The sequence below is a fragment of the Mycobacterium sp. C31M genome (genome assembly GCF_053345865.1).
Map to the genome: position 1 here is coordinate 70,426 of NZ_JBKFAX010000024.1, position 22,018 is coordinate 92,443.

General features: G+C 67.7%; 14 protein-coding genes. 4 read left to right on the forward strand and 10 right to left on the reverse strand.

Annotated features, from left to right (window positions below; all coding sequences use genetic code 11):
* Positions 1 to 15: 15 nt before the first annotated feature.
* Positions 16 to 1,338: a serine/threonine-protein kinase gene (locus tag ACLBYA_RS28380; RefSeq protein WP_447712817.1), complete on the forward strand. Its 1,323-nt coding sequence runs from the start codon at positions 16 to 18 to the stop codon at positions 1,336 to 1,338.
* On the opposite strand, the gene ACLBYA_RS28385 is transcribed toward ACLBYA_RS28380, so the two are convergent.
* The 4 genes from ACLBYA_RS28385 to ACLBYA_RS28400 all read right to left on the reverse strand — a co-directional run bounded on the left by ACLBYA_RS28385 (position 1,335) and on the right by ACLBYA_RS28400 (position 9,676).
* Positions 1,335 to 2,213, reverse strand: coding sequence for an MBL fold metallo-hydrolase (locus ACLBYA_RS28385; protein ID WP_447712818.1), 879 nt, complete (start codon positions 2,211 to 2,213; stop codon positions 1,335 to 1,337). The two genes, ACLBYA_RS28380 and ACLBYA_RS28385, sit on opposite strands and share 4 nt — an antisense overlap.
* The gene (locus ACLBYA_RS28390) at positions 2,210 to 5,311 is read right to left on the reverse strand and encodes an arabinosyltransferase domain-containing protein (RefSeq protein WP_447712831.1); all 3,102 of its coding nucleotides are present in this window, start codon (positions 5,309 to 5,311) and stop codon (positions 2,210 to 2,212) included. The genes ACLBYA_RS28385 and ACLBYA_RS28390 overlap by 4 nt, the downstream gene beginning before the upstream one ends.
* A gap of 80 nt (positions 5,312 to 5,391) precedes the next feature.
* Positions 5,392 to 8,637 (reverse strand): arabinosyltransferase domain-containing protein, encoded by a 3,246-nt coding sequence (locus ACLBYA_RS28395; RefSeq protein WP_447712819.1) that lies wholly within the window; start codon positions 8,635 to 8,637, stop codon positions 5,392 to 5,394.
* Between the two features lie 55 nt (positions 8,638 to 8,692).
* Entirely contained in the window at positions 8,693 to 9,676 is a 984-nt protein-coding gene (locus tag ACLBYA_RS28400) for an alkane 1-monooxygenase (RefSeq protein ID WP_447712832.1), read from the reverse strand.
* A gap of 432 nt (positions 9,677 to 10,108) precedes the next feature.
* Here ACLBYA_RS28400 and ACLBYA_RS28405 point away from each other — a divergent pair, with 432 nt between their 5' ends.
* Complete coding sequence (locus ACLBYA_RS28405) at positions 10,109 to 11,566, forward strand: GMC oxidoreductase (protein ID WP_447712820.1); 1,458 nt, start codon at positions 10,109 to 10,111, stop codon at positions 11,564 to 11,566.
* 6 nt (positions 11,567 to 11,572) lie between these two features.
* Here the strand turns inward: ACLBYA_RS28405 and ACLBYA_RS28410 are convergent, their stop codons facing one another.
* Genes ACLBYA_RS28410 through ACLBYA_RS28430 form a run of 5 tightly spaced genes read right to left on the reverse strand, consistent with a single transcriptional unit; the run spans position 11,573 to position 19,330 of the window.
* Positions 11,573 to 14,788 carry an arabinosyltransferase domain-containing protein gene (locus tag ACLBYA_RS28410; protein ID WP_447712821.1) on the reverse strand — a complete coding sequence of 1,072 codons (3,216 nt, stop codon included), beginning with the start codon at positions 14,786 to 14,788 and terminating at the stop codon, positions 11,573 to 11,575.
* Positions 14,788 to 16,674 carry a galactan 5-O-arabinofuranosyltransferase gene (locus ACLBYA_RS28415; RefSeq protein WP_447712822.1) on the reverse strand — a complete coding sequence of 629 codons (1,887 nt, stop codon included), beginning with the start codon at positions 16,672 to 16,674 and terminating at the stop codon, positions 14,788 to 14,790. Before ACLBYA_RS28415 ends, ACLBYA_RS28410 begins: the two co-directional genes overlap by 1 nt.
* A complete protein-coding gene (locus tag ACLBYA_RS28420) occupies positions 16,674 to 17,453 on the reverse strand; it encodes a decaprenylphospho-beta-D-erythro-pentofuranosid-2-ulose 2-reductase (RefSeq protein WP_447712823.1) in 780 nt (259 codons plus the stop codon). Before ACLBYA_RS28420 ends, ACLBYA_RS28415 begins: the two co-directional genes overlap by 1 nt.
* 25 nt (positions 17,454 to 17,478) lie before the next feature.
* The gene (locus ACLBYA_RS28425; RefSeq protein ID WP_447712824.1) at positions 17,479 to 18,879 is read right to left on the reverse strand and encodes an FAD-binding protein; all 1,401 of its coding nucleotides are present in this window, start codon (positions 18,877 to 18,879) and stop codon (positions 17,479 to 17,481) included.
* A 40-nt stretch (positions 18,880 to 18,919) separates the two neighbouring features.
* On the reverse strand, positions 18,920 to 19,330 hold the full coding sequence (locus tag ACLBYA_RS28430) for a GtrA family protein (protein WP_447712825.1): 411 nt from the start codon (positions 19,328 to 19,330) through the stop codon (positions 18,920 to 18,922).
* A gap of 29 nt (positions 19,331 to 19,359) precedes the next feature.
* On the opposite strand from ACLBYA_RS28430, the gene ACLBYA_RS28435 reads away from it, so the two are divergent.
* Positions 19,360 to 19,983, forward strand: a complete 624-nt coding sequence (locus tag ACLBYA_RS28435; protein WP_447712826.1) for an HD domain-containing protein — start codon at positions 19,360 to 19,362, stop codon at positions 19,981 to 19,983.
* A 6-nt stretch (positions 19,984 to 19,989) separates the two neighbouring features.
* On the opposite strand, the gene pdxR is transcribed toward ACLBYA_RS28435, so the two are convergent.
* Positions 19,990 to 21,396 carry a MocR-like pyridoxine biosynthesis transcription factor PdxR gene (gene pdxR / locus ACLBYA_RS28440; RefSeq protein WP_447712827.1) on the reverse strand — a complete coding sequence of 469 codons (1,407 nt, stop codon included), beginning with the start codon at positions 21,394 to 21,396 and terminating at the stop codon, positions 19,990 to 19,992.
* A gap of 49 nt (positions 21,397 to 21,445) precedes the next feature.
* On the opposite strand from pdxR, the gene ACLBYA_RS28445 reads away from it, so the two are divergent.
* The gene (locus ACLBYA_RS28445) at positions 21,446 to 21,916 is read left to right on the forward strand and encodes a carboxymuconolactone decarboxylase family protein (protein WP_447712828.1); all 471 of its coding nucleotides are present in this window, start codon (positions 21,446 to 21,448) and stop codon (positions 21,914 to 21,916) included.
* Positions 21,917 to 22,018: the final 102 nt, after the last annotated feature.

Consider the following 22,018-nt stretch of genomic DNA (forward strand, 5'->3'; position numbering starts at 1 on the left):
GTCTAGGATTCACCAATGCCGCTGAGTAACGGCGAGGTGATCGCCGGCTACACCATCGTGCGGATGTTGGGTGCCGGCGGCATGGGTGAGGTGTATCAGGTCGCCCATCCCCGCCTGCCCCGCAACGATGCGTTGAAGGTGTTGTCGGCTGATGTCTGCGCCGACAGCGAGTACCGGGAACGGTTCAGCCGGGAGGCCGATATCGCGGCCGGGCTGTGGCACCCGCACATCGTCGAGGTACACGACCGCGGTGAACACGACGGCCGGTTGTGGATCTCGATGGACTACGTCGAGGGCACCGATACCGCGGTACTGCTCCGGGAACGGTATCCGCACGGGATGCCCCCGGCCCTGGTGGTCCGCATCGTGACCGCCGTCGGCCAGGCACTGGATTATGCGCACGAGCGGGGCCTGCTGCACCGCGATGTCAAACCCGCCAACATCCTGATCAGCGAGCCCGAGACACCACATGAGCGGATCATGCTCTCGGACTTCGGGATAGCGCGGCGGATCGGTGAGGCCAGTAATCTCACCGGCACCAACATGACGGTCGGCACCGTCTTCTACTCGGCACCCGAGCAGCTGACGGGCGAGGACACCATCGACGGCCGGGCCGATCAGTACGCATTGGCGGCTACCGCATATCAGTTGCTCACCGGCAATCCGCCGTTCCAGCATTCCAATGCCGCGATCGTCATCAGCCAGCACCTGACCGCCCGGCCGCCGTCCATCGCCGAGCGGCGGCCGGATCTGTCGGATATGGGCGGTGCCTTCGACAAGGCGCTGGCGAAATCGCCTGCCGCCCGCTTCGACCGCTGTGTGGATTTCGCCAGGGCGCTGGCCAATCGCACCGGCGTGGAATTCTCCGAGGATCCGGAGGCCACGATGGCGGCCCGCGCCGCCGCGGGGCCGCGGCATGCCCGGCCCGATGCCGCGCCGCGGTCTCGGGGCCGGCTGCTGACCGTGCTGGCGTTGGCGGCCTCACTGATCGCGATCGCCGCGGTGGCGTCGGCGCTGTTCCTGTTCGAGCGGGATGGGCGCACCCCGACCGCCGCCGGCCCGGCACTGCCGGTCGTGGTGGTCGGTGCGGACTGCGCGACGCTGGGGGCCGCGGGTGTCACCCCGAGCGGGGATCAGGCCTACTGTGCCCGGCTGTCGTCCTCGGGGGAGCCGCTGTGGTCGCTGTACAAGGGCGATATAGCCCATCCGGCCGGGGTATCGGCGGACGAGGCACCGGTGCAGGTGTGCGTCGAACAGACCGGGAAATCGTCGGCCGACTGCGAACGCGATATCGAGCAGGAGAACGCCGACCCCACCGCCAACGACAAGTCGAGCTAGATCGGCGGCAGGTCCAGCCAGTCGTCCACACCGAATGCATCACCGCGCGCCACCAGCGTTGCCCCGCCGTGGCCGGGATAGTGCGCCGGGATGACGGTGGCGTGGCGGCGGGCGGCCTCGGTGAACACCCGCTTGCGGGTCGCGGTGGCCTCGGCGGCATTGCAGTCGAAGGCACACGTGTCCGTCGGGCGCGGAATCTGGATGGCGCAGTGGGTCAGGTCGCCGACGAACACCGCGGGTGCGCCGGCATCACACCACAGCACCGATGACCCGGGGGTGTGCCCCGCGGCGGGCCGCAGCCACACCGATTCGCTCAATTGGTGCTCGCCGATGAACAATTCGACCTGACCGGCCGCGTGCACGGGTGCCACACTGTCGTCGAACACGATGCGTGCCGCGGCATCACAACCGGCGCCGTCCGGTCCGAAGTAGCGGAAGTCGGCCTCCGGCATCAGATATCGGGCATTCGGGAAGGTCGGTACCCAGCCCGAATCGCCGGCCCGGGTGTTCCATCCGACGTGATCACTGTGCAGATGGGTGTTGACCACGACGTCGACACTGTCGGGATGCACACCGGCATCCTGCAGCGCCGTCAGGAACCCGGTGTCGAGGTGGTCGAGCACCGGGATCGCCGGCCGGTCCCGCCCGTTGCCGACCCCGGTGTCGATCAGGATGCGCAGCCCGTCGACGTCGATCACCCAGGTCTGGATGATCACCCGCCAGGTCCCGGCGTCCAGATCGACGAACGTCGGCGACAGCAGCTCGGTGTGATCCGCCCAGGCCTGTGCCGGCGTCTGGGTGAGCAGCCCGAATCTCGGTGCGAACGACGTCTCGACCACCCGGGTGATGACGGCGTCACCGAGTTGCACGCTCACGGCCCGATCCGGATCTCACCGGGGGAGTACAGCCCGGAGTGGGTACTGGTACCCAGCTCGATCTCGGCGGGCTGCGCGTCGACGATGGTGTCGAAACGGCGCAACGAGCCCCAGTCCTGACCCCAGTCCTGGGACAGGTAGGTCGACATCACCGAGGCCCGCAGCAGCAGGTCGGTGATGCCCAACAGGCCGCCTTCGGTTCCTTGCTGCCAGGTGTCGGTGCTCTGCAGCTTGGCGAAGTAGTCCGGCGAGATACGGAACTTCGGTACCTCGGTGACACCGTTGGCGTGCAGCATCGGCTGCTGGCACGGGAACGCCAGGCCGACAGCCCAGTCCAGCAGCACCGGTTGGGTGGATCCGACATACTCCTGAACCGAACGGAGCTCGGGTACCCGGGGCGGTGTGACCGCGACCCAATCACCCTGTCCCAGTGAGAGATCCTCGGCGACGATCCGGACGGCCACAGCATTGTCGGGGATCTGCGCACGCGGGTAGCGCAGGTTGCGCCAGGACGGCGTGGGACCGATGTCATAGGGATCGACCCGGCCGGCCGGCACCGGGGTGCCGTCGGGACCCGCAGTCGCGTACTCCAGCTGGACGGTCTGGCCGGTGGTCAATCCCTTGGCCACGCTGGTGCCGGTGATGGTGCCCGCGGCAGTCACGACCACGAGCGGATGCGCATCGTCGGTGGCGGGCAACTCGTACCACGCCGAGGCCAGCCGGGCCTCCTGCTGGACGCCGGTGGAGTAGGTCCCCGCGATCGGTACCCGCGCAGGATCCAGCCCGTAGGGCAGCGGCACCCGGGATCCGTTGACACCGGGCCGGGACAGCTGCTCCGGCGCCAGCCAGTCGTAGTCGGTCCCGGGTTGGGAGAAGTTCAGCCGGATCGCCTCGGCGATGATCCGCTCCGGGACACCATCGGGGGTGAAACCGGGGGCACCGGCCCCGCCAAGCGGGCCCAGCGGACCGTACCGGCCCGGTAGCGCGTTCAGGAAACCGGCGTTCGAATCCGGCTCTACCAGAACGTCATCGGCCATTCCACAGCCGCCGGCGAAGGCGCGGATGTTGGCCCAGCCGTTGGAGTAGGTGGGGTACTGGCGTACCACGCCGATGGCTTGGGAGGCCACAAAGATCAGCACCATGAACCCGGCAGCGATCGGAATCGGTGCGGCCGTCAGCCGGTCGACCAGACGTGATCCCGGCTTGCCCGACACGTGCAGCCAGAATGCCCACAGCGCTGCGATGACGAACAGCGCGAAGAACATGGTGCTGATCGAGACACCTGCGATCTTGGGCACCGAACTGTTGAACGGCACACCGAAATTGGAGACGTACCACCAGCCGTTGGTGGAAGCGAAACACAGCGCCAGGACGAAGAACACCAAGGCCAGGAACGCCATCCGGTTGCGTGCCGAACGCAGCACCGTCCGCGACACCATCACCGTGGTCAAGGCCGCCATCGCGGCGGCCACCGCGGCGAACAGCCCGAAGTGGTGCACCCACTTGGTGGGGGTGAACATCAGGAAGAAGATCGTGGCGAAGATGATGCCCATCAGCCGCCACGCCGGGCCGCGGGCGATGCCGGAGATCCGCTTGCGGCGCAACATCATGAACAGCGCGGGGAACAGTGCCAGTGCGGTGAACATGAACGCGAACCGGCGCGAGATGGCGCCGTCGACAGTCGGCAGGATCAGGTAGTAGTACCGCAGATTCTCCGTGTACCACTCCTGGCTGGGGCCGATGGCGGTGCGAATCCTGGTGGCCTCCAACACCGTCGCCAGCGTCTGGTCGGCCATCACCACCGCGAGGATCACCGTTCCCGCGGCCAGCAGTGGAGCCAGCAGCGGTAGCAGTCCGACGCCGGCTCGACGCCGCATGATGATGCGCAGGATCGGGCGGCCACCGGCGACCAAGGCCGCCACCGCGATCAGGCCGGTGGGCTGGATACCCAGGGTGAACGCGGCGGTGACGATCGCCAGCGCCGCAGGCGTCAATCGGCCGGAGGTGACGGCGCGTTCGATCAACACGTAGGTGATCAGCGCACCGGTCGCGATCTGCCCCTCGGGGCGCAGACCGTTGTTGAACGGCATCCAGGCACCGAGCAGCACCAGACCGGCAGCCCACAGCGCGGGCCTGCTGGCGATGACGGCGGGCCCCAACCGGGGCAGCACCTCGCGGGACAGCAGCAGCCAACAGATCAGCGCGCAGACCAGGTCGGGCAGCCGCATCCAGATGCTGGCGGTGCTCACCTGCGACATCAGCGCCAGCAGGTTGTAGTACCAGCCGAACGGGTCCTCGGGGCTGCCGAACCAGCGGAAGTAGTTCGACATGTAGCCGGCGTGTTCGGCGACGCGGGCCATCTGCAGGATGTAACCGTCGTCCGACGAGTTGGCGCCGATGACGTACCAGAGCCCGAAGCCGCCGATCACGACACCGTCGACGGCGGTCAGGGTCCGCCAGCGGGTCGGGATCAGGTGTTGCATGCGGCGGCCGTCGAGCCGGTCCAGTCGCCAGAGGGCAAGCAGCGCAATGAACGTCGACAGGATCGCCAGGACGATCGCGGCGAGTTTCAGCGGCGTCGGCTGGGTGGTGAACCGGGTGTCGATATCGGCCGACAGCGACAACCCCGCCGGTGCCGGGCCGGTCAGGTCGGTGAACACCCCGACGATGGCCGGACGCAGGTTGGGGTCGCCGAAGCCGGTGCGCTGCGGGCTACCGTCCTCCTGGGTGAGTCCGACAAAATCGGCGTAGGTGCCGTCGTGGTTCGAGGTGATCTCGATGTTCGAACACCCGGCCAGTCGGTCGCGTTCCACGCTGGCCACCACGACATTTCGGACGATGACGTCCACTCTGTCCTCGGAAACGTTGACCAGCATCGCGTTCAGCGCCGCGTCACGGCCCTCGGCCGGCGCGGTGCCCATCACCAGGCCGCCGTCGGCGGGTAGCTCGGCGATCAGCGAGCACGGCACGGTCGCGGTCAGGCTCACCGGAGCCTGTGAGATCAGCGGTGCGGTGACGTTGTTCAGCTGACCGTTCTGCGGCCAGTTCAGCGTTGCCGTGGTCTGGTTGACCGGTAGCAGTGGGACCGCGACCGCCATCACGAATCCGAGCAGCCCGGCGATCGCCGCGACCCAGCGGGCTGTCTTCACGTCACTCACGGCAGTTCTTGATGTGCCGTTCACGGCAGCGCCCTGATCGGTCCGCCGCGACTCCAGCCGTACACGTTCGCAGTTCCTTCCTCGATCTCCGCGTCGGGCGCGTCGTCAGCCGGCACCACCCGGATATAGCGCTCGATCGAACCCCAGTCGCGGTACCAGTCATCACGCAGATACGACGGCACCGTCGCTGTCCGCAGCAGCGCCTGGATGAACAGGAACGGCCCACCGTCCTGAGCGGACTGCCACTGGTTGGAGGACACCACCATCGGCTTGAAATCCGGCAGGATCCGGTACTCCGGCAACTCGGCCACGCCCAGATGCTCGGCGAACGGCCGCTGGCACGGGAAGTTCGATGCGGTGGCGATGTCCATCAGCACCGGGGTCTGCGTCCCCAGATATTGCTGCGCGGTCTGCAGCACCGGCACCCGCGGCGGGGTGAACGCGAACCACTGATCTTCGGACAGGTTCGGATCGTCGGCGACGATACGCGCCACATTGGCCTCCGGCGGTGCGGTGGCCAACGGGAAACGCAGGTTGCGCCAGGCATTCTGGGCAAAGGTGTCGATCGGCTGAACCTCGTTGAGCGCCTGGTACGAGCCATCTGGGGAGTGCACACCCCACTGCAACTTCAGCGATTGACCGTAGTTGAACGAACCGTCCTCGTTGTACCACCAGATGGCGCCGGCGGCGGCGACGGTCACCAGCGGCCGGTCCGGTGTGCGGGGCGGCAGCTGATACCAGGCCGAAGTCGCTTCGGCGGCAAGGGTGTTCTCGTCGAAGCTGCCCATCACCGGGGTGCGGTCGGGGTCCAGGCCGAACGGCAGGAACACCCGCGAGCCGTTGACGCCCTCGGGGCCGTACCCACCGCCGGTGCCTGCGGCATAGCCGACGCCGACATTGGGCTTGTCGACCGGGCCGTCGGAGTTGGGGGTGCCGGGGTTGGCTGCGACCGGCTCCGGCGGGTCCAGCGAGTCACTGACCCCGTTGGGGGTGAATCCGACCGGATCCTCGCCGCCGAGTGGGCCGAACTCCCCGTAGGTCTGTCCCGGAACGGGTTGCAACATACCGGCATTTGTATCGGCCTCGACCAGCACGTGATCGGCCATGGCGCAGCTGTCACCGGACAGGCCGGACCGCAACGCAGACAGGTTCGACTCGCCGATCGTGTAGACGGGATACCGCCCGACGGTGGCCTTGACCATCGACCCGAGTTCGAGCACCACCATGATCACCGCGACCACCAGCAGCGGCGTCGAGGCCAGCGCCCGGTTGCGGCCGGTGTCGGCGACCTCGGTATGCCCGGCGTAGTCGATGCGGAAGTGCAGCCACGCGGTGAGCAGGCCGCCGGCGATGGCCAGCACCAGGAAGATGGTGGTCACCGGGTAGCTCATGATCACCGGCTGCTTGTCGAACCAGGGCACCCCGTAATTGCCGTTGTAGAACCAGCCGTTGATCCCGGATGTCGCCCAGGCGAGCACGAACAGCAGTGCGGTCACGTACAGCGCCAGGTTGCGCCGGCTGTGCAGGCCGACCCGGGCCAGCGCGAACGCGGTCACCGTGCCCAGCGCCCCGGCCAGGCCGGCAAATGCGCCGAACTGGATGGCCCACTTGGTCGGGGTGAACGTCAGCAGCAGCAGTCCGATGCCGGTGGTCCCGACCAGCCGCCACACCGGACCGTTCACCGCGCCGGGCACGGTGCCGCGGCGCAGCAGCACCATCAGCAGGCCGAACAGGCACAGCAGCAGGATCAGCACGGTGAAGCGTCGGGTCATCGAACCGTCGACGCTGTCCTCGACGGTCAGGAAGTAGTACCGCAAGAATTCCTGGTACCAGGCGATCGTCGGGCCGACCGTGTACTTGATGCGGGCCGCCTCGGCGACGGTGGCCAGCGTCTGATCACGGAATACCACCACGAAGATCACCGCGGCGGCCGCACCCAACGGGGCGAGCTGGGCGGCCAGCCCCATGGTGGCACGGCGCTCGGCGACCACCCGGGTGATGGCCCGTGCGCCCACCAGCAGCGGGGCGATCGCAATCAGACCCTGCGGGGCGAGCGTCACGCTGAATACCGCGACGATGATGGCCACCGCCGTCGGCCACAGCACCCGCCGGCCCACGGTCAGTTCGACCAGCACCCACACCAGCACCACGCCGAAGGCGATCAGCGGCTCGGGACGCAGCCCGTTGTTGAACGGCAGCCAGGCGGCCAGGAACACCGCGCCACCGGTCCACACCGCGACCCGGTTGCGGGCCAGCCGCGCACCGAGCCGGGGCAGCACGACGTGACTGAGGAGCAGCCAGGTGCCGATGGCGGCCAGGGTGGCCGGCAACCGCATCCAGACGCCGGCGGTGCTGATCGAGGCCAGATGCGCCAGCACGCTCTGGTACCAGTCGAACGGGGCCTCCGTGGCGCCGAAGTACCGGTAGTAGTTGGTGATGTAGCCGGCCTCGCCGGACACCCGCGCGATGGTCAGGTTGTAGCCGTCATCGGAGGATTGTGGGCCGACGATGTGCCAGATCAGCAGCGAGCCCACCACACCGACATCGGCCAGCCAGGTCCCCCAGCCGGTGCGACGCCGGGTCGCCGGGGGCGGTCGACGGCCGGCGGTTCGGTCCAGCAGCGCCAGCGCCACGATCGAAGCCAGCACACAGGCTGCGCCGAGCACCATGACGGCCAGCTTCAGGGCCGTCGGGCTGGTGATGAATCGGGTGTCGATGTCCACCCGGGCGGTCAGCCCGGCATCGAGGCCCACCTGCAGATCGGTGAACATGCCGGCGACCTGCGGGCGTTTGTCGACGGGCAGGGTGCCCGTCGCACCGTCGATACCGACGAAGTCGGCGCCGACGGTCAGTACATCGGCCCACACCCGCAGCTCACCGCAGGCTCCGGCGTTCACCGCGTCACGCGGGGCGACCGCGGCGACGGTATCGCGGAAGGCGACGTAGACGACGTCGGCGTTGGCGTTGACGAACAGCCCGTTGCGGCCGGCGTCGATACCGCCCGGCGGGATGGTCGAGAACACCAGACCGCCGTCGGCGGGCAGCGTGGCGATGGCCGCACACGGGATCGTCACGTTCAGCGAGCGCGGCGCACCCGACACCAGCGGGGCGGTCACATCACCGACGAAACCGTCGGCGCCGACGGCCTGCGGCCACTGGATCGCCGCGGTGCTCTGCCGCACCGGCAGCAGCGGCGCCAGCGCGCACAGCACAATGCCGACGAGGCCCGCGATGATGGCTACGAAGCGGATAGTCCTACCGGGCACGAGGTTCAACAGTAAGCGACGAGCCTTGGTGTCCCGTCCCGTGACCCGCGCTCGACTAGGCGGGATATCGGGCGACGAGATTCATGTCACCGTCGTAGTGCTCCAACACCCGGCGATCCATCACCCGCCGCCACAGCGGCGGGAACCAGGCAAGCAGCAGCATGCTGCCGTAGCCGGTGGGCAGTTGCGGCGCGTGATCCGAGGGCTGCAGACTCTGGTAACGCTTGTGCGGGTTGGCGTGGTGGTCCGAGTGCCGCTGCAGGTGGTAGAGGAAAACGTTGGCCATCAGCGTGTTGCTGTTCCAGCTGTGCCGCTGCCCGACGCGTTCATAACGGCCGTTCTCGGTGCGCTGGCGGCGCAGACCGTAGTGCTCCAGGTAGTTGACCGTCTCCAGCAGACAGATACCGATGATCGCCTGGCCGATCAGCCACGGCGTGATGACCCAGCCGAACCAGACGATCAGGCCGACGAAGATCGCCGCCGACAGCAGCCAGGCGTTCAGGATGTCGTTCGACGGGGACCAGCGTGACTTGCCGGCTTTGGCCAAGCGCTGGCCCTCCAGCTGCCACGCCGAGCGCAGGCCGCCGAAGACCGAGCGCGGGATGAAGCGGTAGACGCTCTCGCCGAAACGGGCGCTGGCCGGATCCTCCGGGGTCGCCACCCGCAGGTGATGTCCGCGATTGTGTTCGACGAAGAAATGGCCATAGCCAGTTTGCGCAAGGGCGATCTTGCTGAGACGCTTCTCAAGCTTTGCGCGCCGATGACCGAGCTCGTGGGCGGCATTGATGGCAATTCCCCCGACGATGCCGACGGTGACCATCAGGCCGAACTTGTCGACCGCAGACATGGTGAGCCAGCCACCCCCGGCCCATAGCCAGCAGGCGAAGATCAACGACAAATACTGGTTGGGTAGGTACAGGAAGTTGACCCAGCGATAGAAGGAGTCGTTCTCCAGGTGCTCGAGCACACTCTCCGAGACGTAACCGTCGTCGGTGCCAATTAGCTGGTCAAGGGCCGGAATGACGATGAAGGCCATCATCGGGCCCACCCACCAGAACCCCTGCCACCCGGTCAGTTGGACCAGCAGCCAGGCCAGTCCGACCAGGCCGGGCACGATCGCCCCGAGTAGCCACAGATACCGTTTCACATCCCGCCACCTGCGCGTTATGCCGGTCTCTGGGTTGACCACTTCGTATCCTTGCCAGTTGGGTGGGTGAACCGGTTACAACGCCTATTTAACCTGGTTCGCAGAGCGGTGCAAACACGGAGCCATAACGAATGATGATTTTGCTGTGAGGTCGGCGTGACGGTGCTACGGAATTCGTTGACCAGACGACGCTTTTTGGCTGTCGCGGGCCTGGCGGCCGGCGCCGGTGCTGTCGCGTCGTGCCAATCGGCCGATTCGGCCAACCCATCGCCCGACCGCACATTTCACCAGGCCATCGTAGTCGGCAGCGGGTACGGCGGCGGGGTGAGCGCGCTGCGCCTCGGGGAGGCCGGTATCGACACGCTGATCCTGGAACGCGGACGGCTCTGGGACACCCCCGACGAGGACGGCAAACGGTTCACCAAGATGTTGCCGGCGGACACCCGGGCGGGCTGGTTCCGGGAGGTGCCGCCGAGCCTGGTGCCGTCCTTCCGCGGGGTGTCGGTCAACGCCGTCGCCGCCCAGAATCCCGGCGCCCAGCCCGTCCAGGCCGGCATCTGCGACAAGGTCACCTACGGTGCGCATGACGTGTTCCGCGGCATCGCGGTCGGCGGCGGATCCATGGTCAACGCCGCCATCGCCGCGGTGCCGACTCCGGATCAGGTTCGATCGGCGTTCCCGGATATCGACCCGGCCGAATTCCTGGGCACCTACATGGAGCGGGCCAAGGCGACGCTGCAGATCAGCTACCGCGACATGGGCTGGTTCGAGCAGACCCCGTACTTCCAGTACGCCCGGGTGGGGCGCGCCTACGCCGAGGCCGCCGGGTACGGCGTGGACTACAACGGCAGCGCCTATTCGTTCGACTACATGGTCCAGGAGGCGGCCGGCCAGGTGCCGCTGTCCGCGCTGGATTGGGAATGCCAGTACGGCAACAACCATGGCCGGTTCGGCAGCGTCGACCAGACCTACATCGCCGCCGCACTGGCCACCGGGAAGGTGACCCTGCAGCCGCTGACCGAGGTGACCGGTATCCGCCGGGAATCCTCCGGGGAGTACGTGGTGTCCACCCGGCAGATCGACCGGTGGGGCAAGGAGCTGTCTCGCAGTGAGATCGGTTGTGAGCAGCTGTATCTGGCCGCCGGTGTGCTGGGCACCGTGGAGCTGCTGCTGCGAGCCCGCGAGTCCGGGGACCTGGCCGATCTGCACGACGAGGTCGGCAACGGCTATGGCAACAACGGCGACATCATGGTGGCGCACAACACCGCCGAGCCGGTGGGCACCCAACAGACACTGCTGGGCATGATCAACCTTGACGGCCGCAACGACCCGGACAACCCGGTGTACGCCAGCATGTTCTCGCTGCCGTTGCCGGTCGAGACCAACGCGCTGGGCTACTACGCCATGGTGCGCACCGGGGACCGCGCGGTGATCAACTATGACCGGCAGTCGGATTCGATCGCGATCGACTGGCCGCAGAGTCACACCGACCATCTGATCGAGCGGGCCCGGCTGGTGTTCGACCGGGTGCTGGCGGCCAACGGTGTCGACTACCGCGATGACCTGTTCGAGGGAAAGGCATTCGCGCCCAACACGGTTCATCCGCTTGGTGGGTGCGTGCGCGGCGTTGCGACCGACGCGTTCGGCCGGGTCAACGGGTACGAGAACCTTTTTGTCAACGATGCGTCGCTGGTCCCGGGGTACATCGGTTGCAACCCGTACATGTCCATCACCGCACTGGCCGAACGGAATATCGATGCGATCCTGCAGGGGCGGCGTTAGTCTCTGTCAGCTCGTCCGCAGCGGCGCCGGGCTCCACAGCCCACCACGGGTCGCGGTACCAAGTTCCAGCTCAGCGGGTTTCGCGTTCGGGTACCACTGCCGCAGCTGCTGCAGCGAACCCCAGTCGCGGAACCAGTCGTCACGCAGGTAGGTCGGCACCGGCACTGCGCGCAGCAGCAGCTCGGTGATGCCGAGCGGCCCGCCGCCCAGGTAGTCCATCACCGGCGAGTTGGCCTCGGCGCCAAAGCGATCCGGCAGGATTCGCCACTTCGGCACCTCGGTCACACCGTTGCTGTGGAAGAACGGCCGCTGGCACGGGAACGCCAGGCCGACCAGCCAGTCGAGCATCACCGGGTCGGTGGATCCGACGACGTCCTGCAGGGTGCGCAGTTCCGGAATGCGCGGCGGGGTCACCGCGATCCAGTGCTGCGGGGCCAGATCGTCATCGGTGGCGACCAGGCGCACCTGGGTGGCCTCGCCCGGGATGGCCGACATCGGGGCACGCAGATTGCGCCAGGCCGGTACCGCACCGACGTCGGCCAAACCGATGGTGCCACCCGGTGTTCCGCTCTCGGCCTGCTCATCGGTGGCCCACTGGACCAATACCTCGCCGGCATCGAATCGGCCCGCGGCGGCCACCACCAGCAGTGGTCCGCGCTCGTCGGCCGGTGGCAGCCGGTACCACGCCGAGCGCAGCTTCGCCGGTTGCTGCGGGCCGGCCCGCCAACTGCCCAGCACAGGGGTTCGGGCCGGGTCCAGGTTGTACGGCAGCCGGGCCTGGGAGCCGTTGACTCCGGCCGCGGCCGTCGTCCCGCCCTCGGTTCCGGGTTCGCTGCCGGTTTCGTCGCTGCCCTCGGAGTCGGCGAAGTTGCTGTCCACCGGTGATTCCGATACCGGGTCGGCCTCGATATCGGACGGAATGCCGTCGGGGCGGAAGCCGTCCGCGGTCACCGCGCCCAGTGCGTCGCCGACCGGCTCGCCGATCGGCGTGAGCATGCCGACGTTGGGGTCCTGTTCGACCATCACGTCGGTGGCCAACCCGCAGGTCTTGCCGGCCAGCGCCTCCAGGTTGGACCGACCGACTGTCCAGGCCGGGTACTGGGTCGCCACTGCCATCGTCAGCGACACCACCTGGAACAGCACAACGATCCACGTGACGATGGCCAGTGGCGCGCCGGTGAATCGGGTCCAGGGCCGGTCGCCGAACGTGCGGCCGGAGAAGTGCAGCCAGGTCGCGACCAGCAGGGCGAGCGCCGACAGCCCGAGCAGAATGGTGGTGAAACCGAAACCGACCGAAGGGAAGTCGTTCGACCAGGGCACCCCGAAATTCGACACGTACCACCAGCCGTTGACGGTCGCGAAGGACAGTGCCGTCATGAACAGGATCACCGCGGTGACGATGGTGCGGTTGCGTTTCGACCGCATCGCCGCGGCCGCGATGGCCACTGCGGCCAGCGCCCCGATGGATCCGGCCAGCCCGGCGAACACGCCGAAGTGGTGCGTCCACTTGGTCGGGGTGAACATCAGCGACAGGAACGAGATGACGGTGATGCCGATCATCCGCAGTGCCGGACCGCGGGCAGTGCCCGGGATATGTCCCTTGCGCAGCGTCATCGCAATCGAAACAGCAAGGGCCAGCAGCAGTGTCAGGACCGCGAAGCGGCGGGCCACCGAGCCGTCCGGGCTGGTGGTGAACAGTCGGGAGTACCGGATATGTTCGTCGAACCAGGCCAGGCTCGGCCCGACCAGCGACTTGAACGAGCTGGCCTGCAGTTCGCCGGCCAGTGTCTGGTCGCGGAAGATCAGGAAGATCGTGACGGTGCCGGCGGCGGCGATGGGTGCCAGCAGCGCCCAATAGCCGAACCGGGAGACATGCGCGGCGACAATGGTTTTAAGCGGACCGATGGCGACCAGCAGCGCACCGACCGCGGCGATACCGGTGGGCCCGGAGAACAGCGTCAGCGCGCCGATGATGATGGCAACGGCAACCGGGAGCAGCCGGCTGGTGGCCACCCCGCGTTCCACCGAGCACCAGGTGAGCAGGATGCCCAGCGCGATGATCGGTTCGGGCCGCAGGCCGTTGTTCAACGGCAGCCAGAAGGCCAGGAACATCCCGGCGGCGGTCCAGGCCGCGGCCCTGCTGTGTTTGACGGCCGCGCCCAGGCGGGGGATGACCTCGCGGCTGATCACCCACCAGCAGGCCAGTCCCATCAGCAGCGTGGGTAGCCGCATCCAGATGCTGGCGGTGCTGACATGGGCCCACAGCGCCAGCAGGTCGTAGTACCAGCCGAACGGCGCCTCCGGCGTGCCGAACCAGCGGTAGTAGTTGGCCATGTAGCCGGCCTGCTCGGAGACCCGGGCCATGGTGAGGATGTAGCCGTCGTCGGCGGTGTTGGAGCCGACAAAATGCCACCACACCATGAGCGTGGTGACCAGCACGTCCAGCCGGGTGACCGACCACCAGCGCTGCGGCAGGAAGCGGCGGTGCCGCATCCCGTCGGCGACGTCGAGCCGGTGCAGCGCCATCAGCGAGGCGACGGTCATCAGCACGCCCAGCACCATGACGAGCGTCTTGAGCAGCGTCGGGGAGCTGCTGTACCGGGTGTCGACGGTGGCGGAGAACTCCAGGCCCGGCGGCGCACGGCCGGCCAGGTCGGTGTAGACGCCGACGATCTGCGGCCGGAAGTCGTAGCCGCTGCGCTCGCCGCGCAGCGGTTCGCCCGGGTCGCCCTCGTCGGGACCCTGCACCAGACCGACGAACTCACCGGTCACCCGGTCGGCGTGCGCGGTGAAGGTGAGCTCCTGGCAGGCCGGGCTGAGCACCTCGCTCAGCGGTGCGCTGACCACCGGGGTGTTGCGCACGATGACCAGCAGCTCGTTGTTCACCCGTTCGATGAGCAGGCCCCGGTCGACGGCCTTGGGGGCCTGCTTGGGCACCGTGGACAACAGGATGTTGCGCGGCCCGGTCAGGCCGGCGGCCGCGCTGCACGGGATGGTGATGTTCAGGTCGGTGGCGACATAGCCGATCAACGGTGCATCGACACTGTCCAGGGTGTCGTTCTGCGGCCAGTTCAGGGTGGCCGTGGTCTGGCTGACCGGCAGGAACGGGGTGGCGATCGCCAGGATGGTGCCCAGCAGTCCGGCGACAATAGCGACCAGTCGCGCGTTGCGGTGATTGCTCGCCGTCTCGTTCACGGAGCTAGATGCTAGTTGTCCCGCCATCAACCACCTGCTTGCGGTTTCCGGATGGCCAGCACGAACGGTCCCTCGGTGGACACATCCCAGTGTTCGTCGTCGAAGATCGCCGGTTCCAGCGACACCTGATAGCGGCGCACATTGGGCTGGTTGGGGTAGACGTCGGCGGCCAGTCGCAGGGTGTAGCTGTCGGGCCCGCCGCGGCGCATCAGGAACACCGTCGGTGCCGGCCACGGCAGCTGGTCCAGGGCGGTGATGAACTGATCGGGCGTGGTGAGCAGTGCCCAGCTCTCGATGGCTGCCGAGCGGGCCTCGAACTGCGCCAACGGGTTTGCGTAATGTGAGGTCAGTCCCTGGAACCCGTAATAGGGATAGAAGGACAGGAAGCTGTAGTCGGCGGTCAGCACGACGGTCTCGTTCGGCGGGCGGCCGGTGACCTCCCGGATGCGCGCATCCAGCGCGCGGTAGTACTGCTCGGCGCCGGGCGGGCGGCGGTCGGCGCGTTCGCCGTAGCCGTCGGTGTCGGTGTAGGCGACGTTGATGTCGGTGCGCAGCACGTCGGGGATGTCTTGGCTGAAGGTCAGCCCGCCGATCAGGCCGATGGTGGCGGCGATCGCGACGATGTGCCTGCCGGGATGCTGGTAACGGGCGACCGCGGCCTGGGTCAGCCAGATGAACCCGAAGGTGCCCGCGGCGGCCAGCAGCACCGACAGCGTCGGCTGCAGCCGGAAGGACAGCAGGGTGGTGCCCACCAGCGTGGTGAGCATCGACAGCAGCGACCAGGCGTAGACCGCCAGCACACCGACTGCGAGGGCTGCAGCCGGATTCTCTTCGCGCAAGCGCTCATCGCCCGCTCGTGTGGAGCTGCGGGCGTGCACCACCAGCCAGATGGTGCCGAGCATGGACAGCGCGCCCAACAGGGTGAAGTCCAGCATCGGGAAGGTCAGCTCGGCGCCGTCGATCGGCAGGTAGTGCTGGGCTGTCCCGGTATCGGCGGGGGTGCCACCGGCGGCGGCCAGCAGATACGGCGCCCAGGTCAGCAGGGCGATTGCGCCGGAGACGACGGCGATGACTGCCAGCCTGATCAACGGGGCGATGCTGCGCCGGCTCAGTGTCAGCAGCAGCGCCATGAGCGTGATGGTGAACGCGGCGTAGGCCAGCAGCAGGGTGTAGAACAGCGCGGCGAGGCCGAGGAACAGTCCGACGCCGACGACGGCGCCCCAACCATTTCGGCGCTTGAGCCCCGACCACGCCAGCACGAACACCGGCGGCAACAGCACGGTGATGACGGCCGCATACGGTTCGGCCGAGGTATACGCCAATGTGACAGCGGCGGTGGCGGTGGTGACGGCGAGCGCGATCTCGAAGCGCAGCATCGCCGTCCACAGCACCAGCGCGACGGCGACGGCGGCGGTGATCGAGATGATGGCCCAGGGCTTGAACATCTCCCAGGCCGGCATGCCGGTCAGATCGGCCAATCGGCCGCCGATCCAGAACCAGCCCGCCGGGTAGAACGGCGGCAGCCCGATATAGGTCATATCGTGCAGGCCGGGGCTGTCGGCCAGTCGGGTCAGGTACTCGGTGCGGAACTGCTGATCGACGGAGATGCCGAACAGGTACAGCCGGGTGGCTCCCAGCGGCATGGCCAGGGTGACCACCGAGAACGCCGACAGGAACACCACCGAGATGATCCGCGCCAGCAGTCGACGTCCGCGCCGCCACAGCAGGCCGGCGACGAAAACACCTGCAAGGCAGACGAACTGGCCGACGGTCGTCAGCGCGTGAAGCTGATTCGACGAGTTGTAGGCCGGCCATTCGACGCGGGCGATCGCCAGCAGGGCGACGACCGTCAGAACCGCAGCGGTGGCCGCGGCGGCCAGCATCTGGCCGGAGACGGCCAGCGCCGCGCGCATCAGAGCGGGAGCTTGCGGAAGACCGGCCGCGGGATGTGCCGCATCACGGCCATCAAGTACTTCACCGGACCGGGCGCCCAGATCAGCTCCTTGCCCTTGGCTGCCGAGGTCACCGCCAGTTCGGCGACGTCCTCCTTGTCGACCGTGAAGGGCGCCTCCTTGGCGCCGGTGGCCTTCCAGTGCTCCAGCGTGGTGGTGGTGCGCACCTGGCCGGGCCGGATCACCAGCACGTGAACCCCGAACTCGCTCAGGGCTTCTCCGAGGCCGAGGTAGAAACCGTCCAAACCGGCCTTGGTGGAGCCGTAGACGAAGTTGGAGCGACGTACCCGCTCGCCGGCGACCGACGACATCGCGATGATCTGACCGAAGCCCTGGGCGCGCATCTTCTCGCCGATCAGCACACCGACCGAGACAGCTGCGGTGTAGTTGATCTGCGCGGTCAGCACGGCCTTGGCCTGGTTCTGCCAGAGTTCCTCGGCATCGCCGAGGATACCGAAGGCGACAATCGCCACGTCGACATCACCATTCGCCCAGGCCGCACCGATGATGCCGGGATGCGAGGCGGTGTCGAGCGCGTCGAAGTCCAGATACTCGACCGACTTGGCACCTGCTGCCTCCAGTTGAGCGATGGCGGCGTCTTTGCGGGGTGAGCCGGGCAGGTCGGCCAGGATCACCCGGGCCTTGGCGTCGCGCAGGTACCGCTCGACGATGGCCAGGCCGATCTCGGAGGTACCGCCCAGCAGCAGGATCGTCTGCGGGTTACCGGTCGCGTCAATCATATAGGGGTAGAACCTTTCTGAAGGGCTAGAGCAGTTCGAGGCGCCGGGCCATGTCGGAGGCGAACACGCCGTGCGGGTCGGCCTTGCGGCGGGTGGCGATCCACTCGTCGATGCGCGGGTACATCTTGTGGAACTTCTCGGCATTGACCCGGGAATCCTTGGCGGTGTACACGCGGCCGCCGAATTCCATTGCCCGGTCGTCGAGTTCGTTGAGGAACTCGTTGACCCCGGCCTTGATCGGGAAGTCCATCGCGACGTTCCAGCCGGCCATCGGGAAGCTCAGCGGGGCCCGGTTGCCCGGACCGAACAGCTTGAACACGTTCAGCGCCGAATACTGGCCGCTGGTCTGGATCCACCGGATGATCGCCTTGAACTCGTCGAGCGCGTCGGGCGGCACCAGGAACTGATGCTGTGCGAAACCCTTTGGCCCATAAGCATTGTTCCACCCGCTGACCAGGTCCAGCATGTGGTAGAACTGCGACAGGTTCATGATCTTGCCGCTGTAGGTGCCGCCCAGGCGGTAGTACACCTCGCCGATCGCGGTGAAAGACAGCTTGTTCATGGCGCTGATCGGGAAGATATCGGGCACCTTCAACAGTTGCGGCGCATCGAATTTCAGCGGGTTCTTGGCCAGTTTGGCGGGCAGCTGGTCCAGTTTGGCCAGGCTGCCGCGGCTGACCGCGGCGCGGCCCAGCTTGGGCGGCGGGCTGATCAGGTCGAACCAGGCACTCGAATAGGTGTAGTTGTCCTCGCTGCCGTCGGTGTGCACCGCGATGGTCTCGTCCAGATCCGCGGTGGCCACGCCGTCGGCGATGAAGTAGGCGGTCTCGGTGCGGGTCATCGTGATACGGGCGCGCACCACGATGCCGGTCAGTCCGTTACCGCCGATGGTCGCCCAGAAGAGCTCGCTCGTGTCACCCTCAGGGGTGAGCGTGCGCACTTCGCCGTCGGCCATCAGCAGGTCCAGGGACAGCACGTGGTTGCCGAAGCTGCCCGCGCTGTGGTGGTTCTTGCCGTGGATGTCCGAGCCGATCGCCCCGCCGACGGTGACCTGCCGGGTACCGGGCAGCACCGGCACCCACAGACCGAACGGCAGCGCGGCCTTCATCAGTTGATCGAGGCTGACCCCGGCGTCCACGTCGGCGATCGCGGTTTCGGCCGAGATCGAGTGGATCGAGTTCAGCGCGGTCATATCGACGACGATCCCGCCGCCGTTGCAGGCATGGTCGCCATAGGAGCGGCCGAGACCACGGGCGACGATGCCGCGCCGGTAGTAGGACGGATCTGTCGCTGAAGCGTCCGCGACGCGTTTGACCGCGTCCGCGATGACGTCGACATCGGGGGTCGACAGCACGTGGGCCACGCTCGGCGCGGTCCGGCCGAAGCCGGTCAGGGCGCGCGGAACGAGGGGGAGTTCGGTAGTCATGTCAGTGGCAGACGATACCGGTCGGGCCACCCGGGCAGACTCACCTCAGCCGGAATATCACCGTGCGCTGCACCACGAAGTTGATCACCGTGGCGGTGCCCTGGGCGATGACGAAGGCCACCGGGACCTGCCACGGCCGGCCGGCGAACTCCAGGTAGAACAGGTAGTTGATGCCCACCTGGACCGCGTAGGTGAGGGCGTAGAGCGCCATCACCGCGATGAACCGGGCCTTGCTCGGTTCGGCCTTGAAGGTCCAGCGCCGATTGATCAGGTAGGCGGTGGTGGTGCCGGCGATGAAGCTGAGCGTCTTGGCGAGGTTGACGTGCAGTCCGAATTGCAGCAGCAGCACGTACAGCCCGAAGTCGACGATCGCCGACAGGCCGCCGGTGATGATGAAACGCGTCGCCTGAACCCGAAGGCTCAGGGGTGCGTTGTCCGGGGTGTCGACCACGCGGGCAGCTTACGGGCAACAATGGGGGCGTGACCGATCTGCTCCTCCAGTGGCACGCGCTGCTCGGGCGCCACAGTGCCTCGCCGGACACCGGTGCCGCGGGCGCTGCGCTGTTGACCCGCTGGTCCGAACCGCACCGCCGGTACCACGATCAGGCGCACCTGCGGGATGTGCTGGCGGCCGCTGACGAGCTGTCCGGTTATGCCGAAGACCCGGATGCTGTTCGGTTGGCGGCCTGGTATCACGACGCGGTGTATGCCGGCGCCCCCGATGACGAGGAGAACAGCGCACTGCTCGCGGAGTCCGAGCTGACGGCGCTCGGGGTGTCCGCCGAGTTGGTGGGTGAGGTGGCCCGACTGGTGCGGATGACGGTCGAACACGATCCCGCCGATACCGACCGCAACGGGCAGGTGCTCTCGGACGCGGACCTTGCGGTGCTGGCCCTGGAGCCGGCGGATTACCGCAGCAACACCGCGAAGGTGCGCGCCGAGTACGGCCATGTCTCTGATGCGGACTTCCGGGCCGGCCGGGCCCGCATCATCGGGGCGCTGCTGGCGGCGCCCACGCTGTACCGCACGCCCGATGGCCGTCGGCTGTGGGAGGCCGCGGCGCGACGCAACCTGCAATCGGAGCTCGACAGCCTCAGCGGCTAGCCCGATTCAACGACGCAGCCCTGCCAGCACCCGGCACAGCGCGGCGACGGCCGCCGGGAACGCATGGTCGGCGGGGGTGCCGAAGCTGACGACGACACCGTCGACATCTGGAACCTTCGTGCCGGCGTCGGGATGGCGCAGCAGTCGCAGCCCGGACAGCCCGATGTCTGCCTCACCGGCGCGGCGCATCACCTCGGCCTCGGTGCCCGCCGGCAGTGTCAGTTGCAGGTGTAGACCCGCCGACAGGCCGCGAACGCCAACATCGAAGGGTTTCAGGGCCTCGGCCAGCAGGTCGCGCCGACGGCGGTAGGTCATCCGCATCTTGCGGATGTGCCTGTCGTAGGCACCGGAGGTGATGAAGTCGGCCATGGTGAGTTGCAGCAGAGCGTTGACGTAGAACTGCTGCCCGCCCAGTGCCTGGTAAGCCCGCTCGACCAGGTCGGCCGGCAGCACCATCCAGCCCAGCCGCAGCACCGGAGACAGGCTCTTGCTGGCCGAGCCGAGGTACACCACCCGGTCGGGATCGAGGCCCTGCACCGAGCCGATGGGCTGGCGGTCGTAGCGGAACTCGCCGTCGTAGTCGTCCTCCAGCAGATAACCGTCCGTGCGATGCGCCCAGTCGAGCACCTCGGTCCGGCGGTGCGCGTGCAGTGGCACCCCGTGCGGGAAGTGGTGCGCGGGGGTCAGCAGCACGGCCGTCGCGTCGGTGTCATCCAGTTCCGCGATGACGGCTCCGTCGTCGTCGACGCCGATCGGGACGCTTTGGACACCGTTGGCTGCCAGTGCCTCGCGGAAGAGGAACAGCCCGTACGCCTCGACCGCTATCGGACCGCCGAGCATGCGGGCCAGGATCTCGACGGCGTGCCGTGTGCCGGCGCAGACGACGATGTCGTCGGGGGTGGTGCGTACCCCGCGGACCCGGCCCAGGTATTCGGTCAGCGCCTCGCGTAGTTCGATGCGGCCGGCCGGGTCGCCCATCCGCAGCGCCTCGGTGGGGGCGTTGGACAGAGCGCGTCGGGTCGACGTCAGCCAGGCGCTGCGCGGGAACTGCGCGACATCACCGGAACCCGGCATCAGATTGTGGGTGGGGGTGCCGGGTGTCCGGCGGGGCCGTGGCGGCAAGGGTTTGGTGGGGGAGTTGACCACCCAGGTGCCCGCGCCTTGCCGCGACGCCAACCAGCCCTCGGCCACCAGATCGGCGTACGCCTCGCCGACGGTGTTGCGGGCCAATCCGAGATCGGCGGCCAATGACCGGGACGGCGGCAACATGGCGCCCGGTGCCAGGCGGCCCGATCGAATCGTGTCGCGCAGTGCGTGGACCAGGGCATCCCGCGCGCCGCGGGAGCCGGGAGTGATGGCGCCGCGCAGGTCCAGGTGCAGGTCCCGCGAACCAGAATTGGCCCATGAAGTCACCGCTCGATTGAACCATCTGAATGGGTCTTTGGTGGCTAGCGTTGACGGCATGACACAGACACTGAACAACCGGACCGCGATCGATCGACTGAACATCTACAAGGTCTCGCCGGAGATCTACGACGGGATGATGAAGCTGTCCAACGCTTCGGCCAAGGACATCGACCCGACCATCGGCGAGCTCGTCAAGATTCGCGCCTCGCAGATCAACCACTGCGCGTTCTGCCTCGACATGCACGTCGCCGATGCCCGCAAGCAGGGTGAGACCGAGCAGCGCCTGGCTTTGGTGGCTGCTTGGGAAGAGGCCGGCGATCTGTTCACCGATCAGGAACGCGCAGCGCTGGAGCTCACCGAGGCGATCACGTCGCTGCACGAGGGACATGTGCCCGACGCCGTGTACGCCAAGGCCGCCGAGGTGTTCAGTGAGAAGGAACTCGCCCAGGTGATCGCGATGGCCGTCACCATCAACGCCTGGAACCGGTTCAACGTCGCGACCCGGATGCCGGCGCCGCGCCGATAAGCCTCGCCCCAGCTAGAAGGGTGGTGGGTTGGCTTCGATGTCGGCGCGGTTGAGGGCGCGTTCGTGGGCGATGCGGTAGGCGCGTGATTGTGCGCGGGTGCG

Excerpts from the sequence above, each read along its gene's own strand:
- ACLBYA_RS28415 (WP_447712822.1), bottom strand. The coding sequence starts at position 16,674 with ATGCGCGCGGCGCTGGCCGTCTCCGGCCAGATGCTGGCCGCCGCGGCC.
- ACLBYA_RS28445 (WP_447712828.1), top strand. The coding sequence starts at position 21,446 with ATGACACAGACACTGAACAACCGGACCGCGATCGATCGACTGAACATC.
- ACLBYA_RS28390 (WP_447712831.1), bottom strand. The coding sequence starts at position 5,311 with ATGGCGGTCGCGGTCCCACTGCTACCGGTCAACCAGACCACGGCAACG.
- ACLBYA_RS28400 (WP_447712832.1), bottom strand. The coding sequence starts at position 9,676 with ATGATGGCCTTCATCGTCATTCCGGCCCTTGACCAGCTAATTGGCACC.
- ACLBYA_RS28410 (WP_447712821.1), bottom strand. The coding sequence starts at position 14,788 with ATGGCGGGACAACTAGCATCTAGCTCCGTGAACGAGACGGCGAGCAAT.
- ACLBYA_RS28425 (WP_447712824.1), bottom strand. The coding sequence starts at position 18,879 with ATGACTACCGAACTCCCCCTCGTTCCGCGCGCCCTGACCGGCTTCGGC.
- ACLBYA_RS28420 (WP_447712823.1), bottom strand. The coding sequence starts at position 17,453 with ATGATTGACGCGACCGGTAACCCGCAGACGATCCTGCTGCTGGGCGGT.
- ACLBYA_RS28380 (WP_447712817.1), top strand. The coding sequence starts at position 16 with ATGCCGCTGAGTAACGGCGAGGTGATCGCCGGCTACACCATCGTGCGG.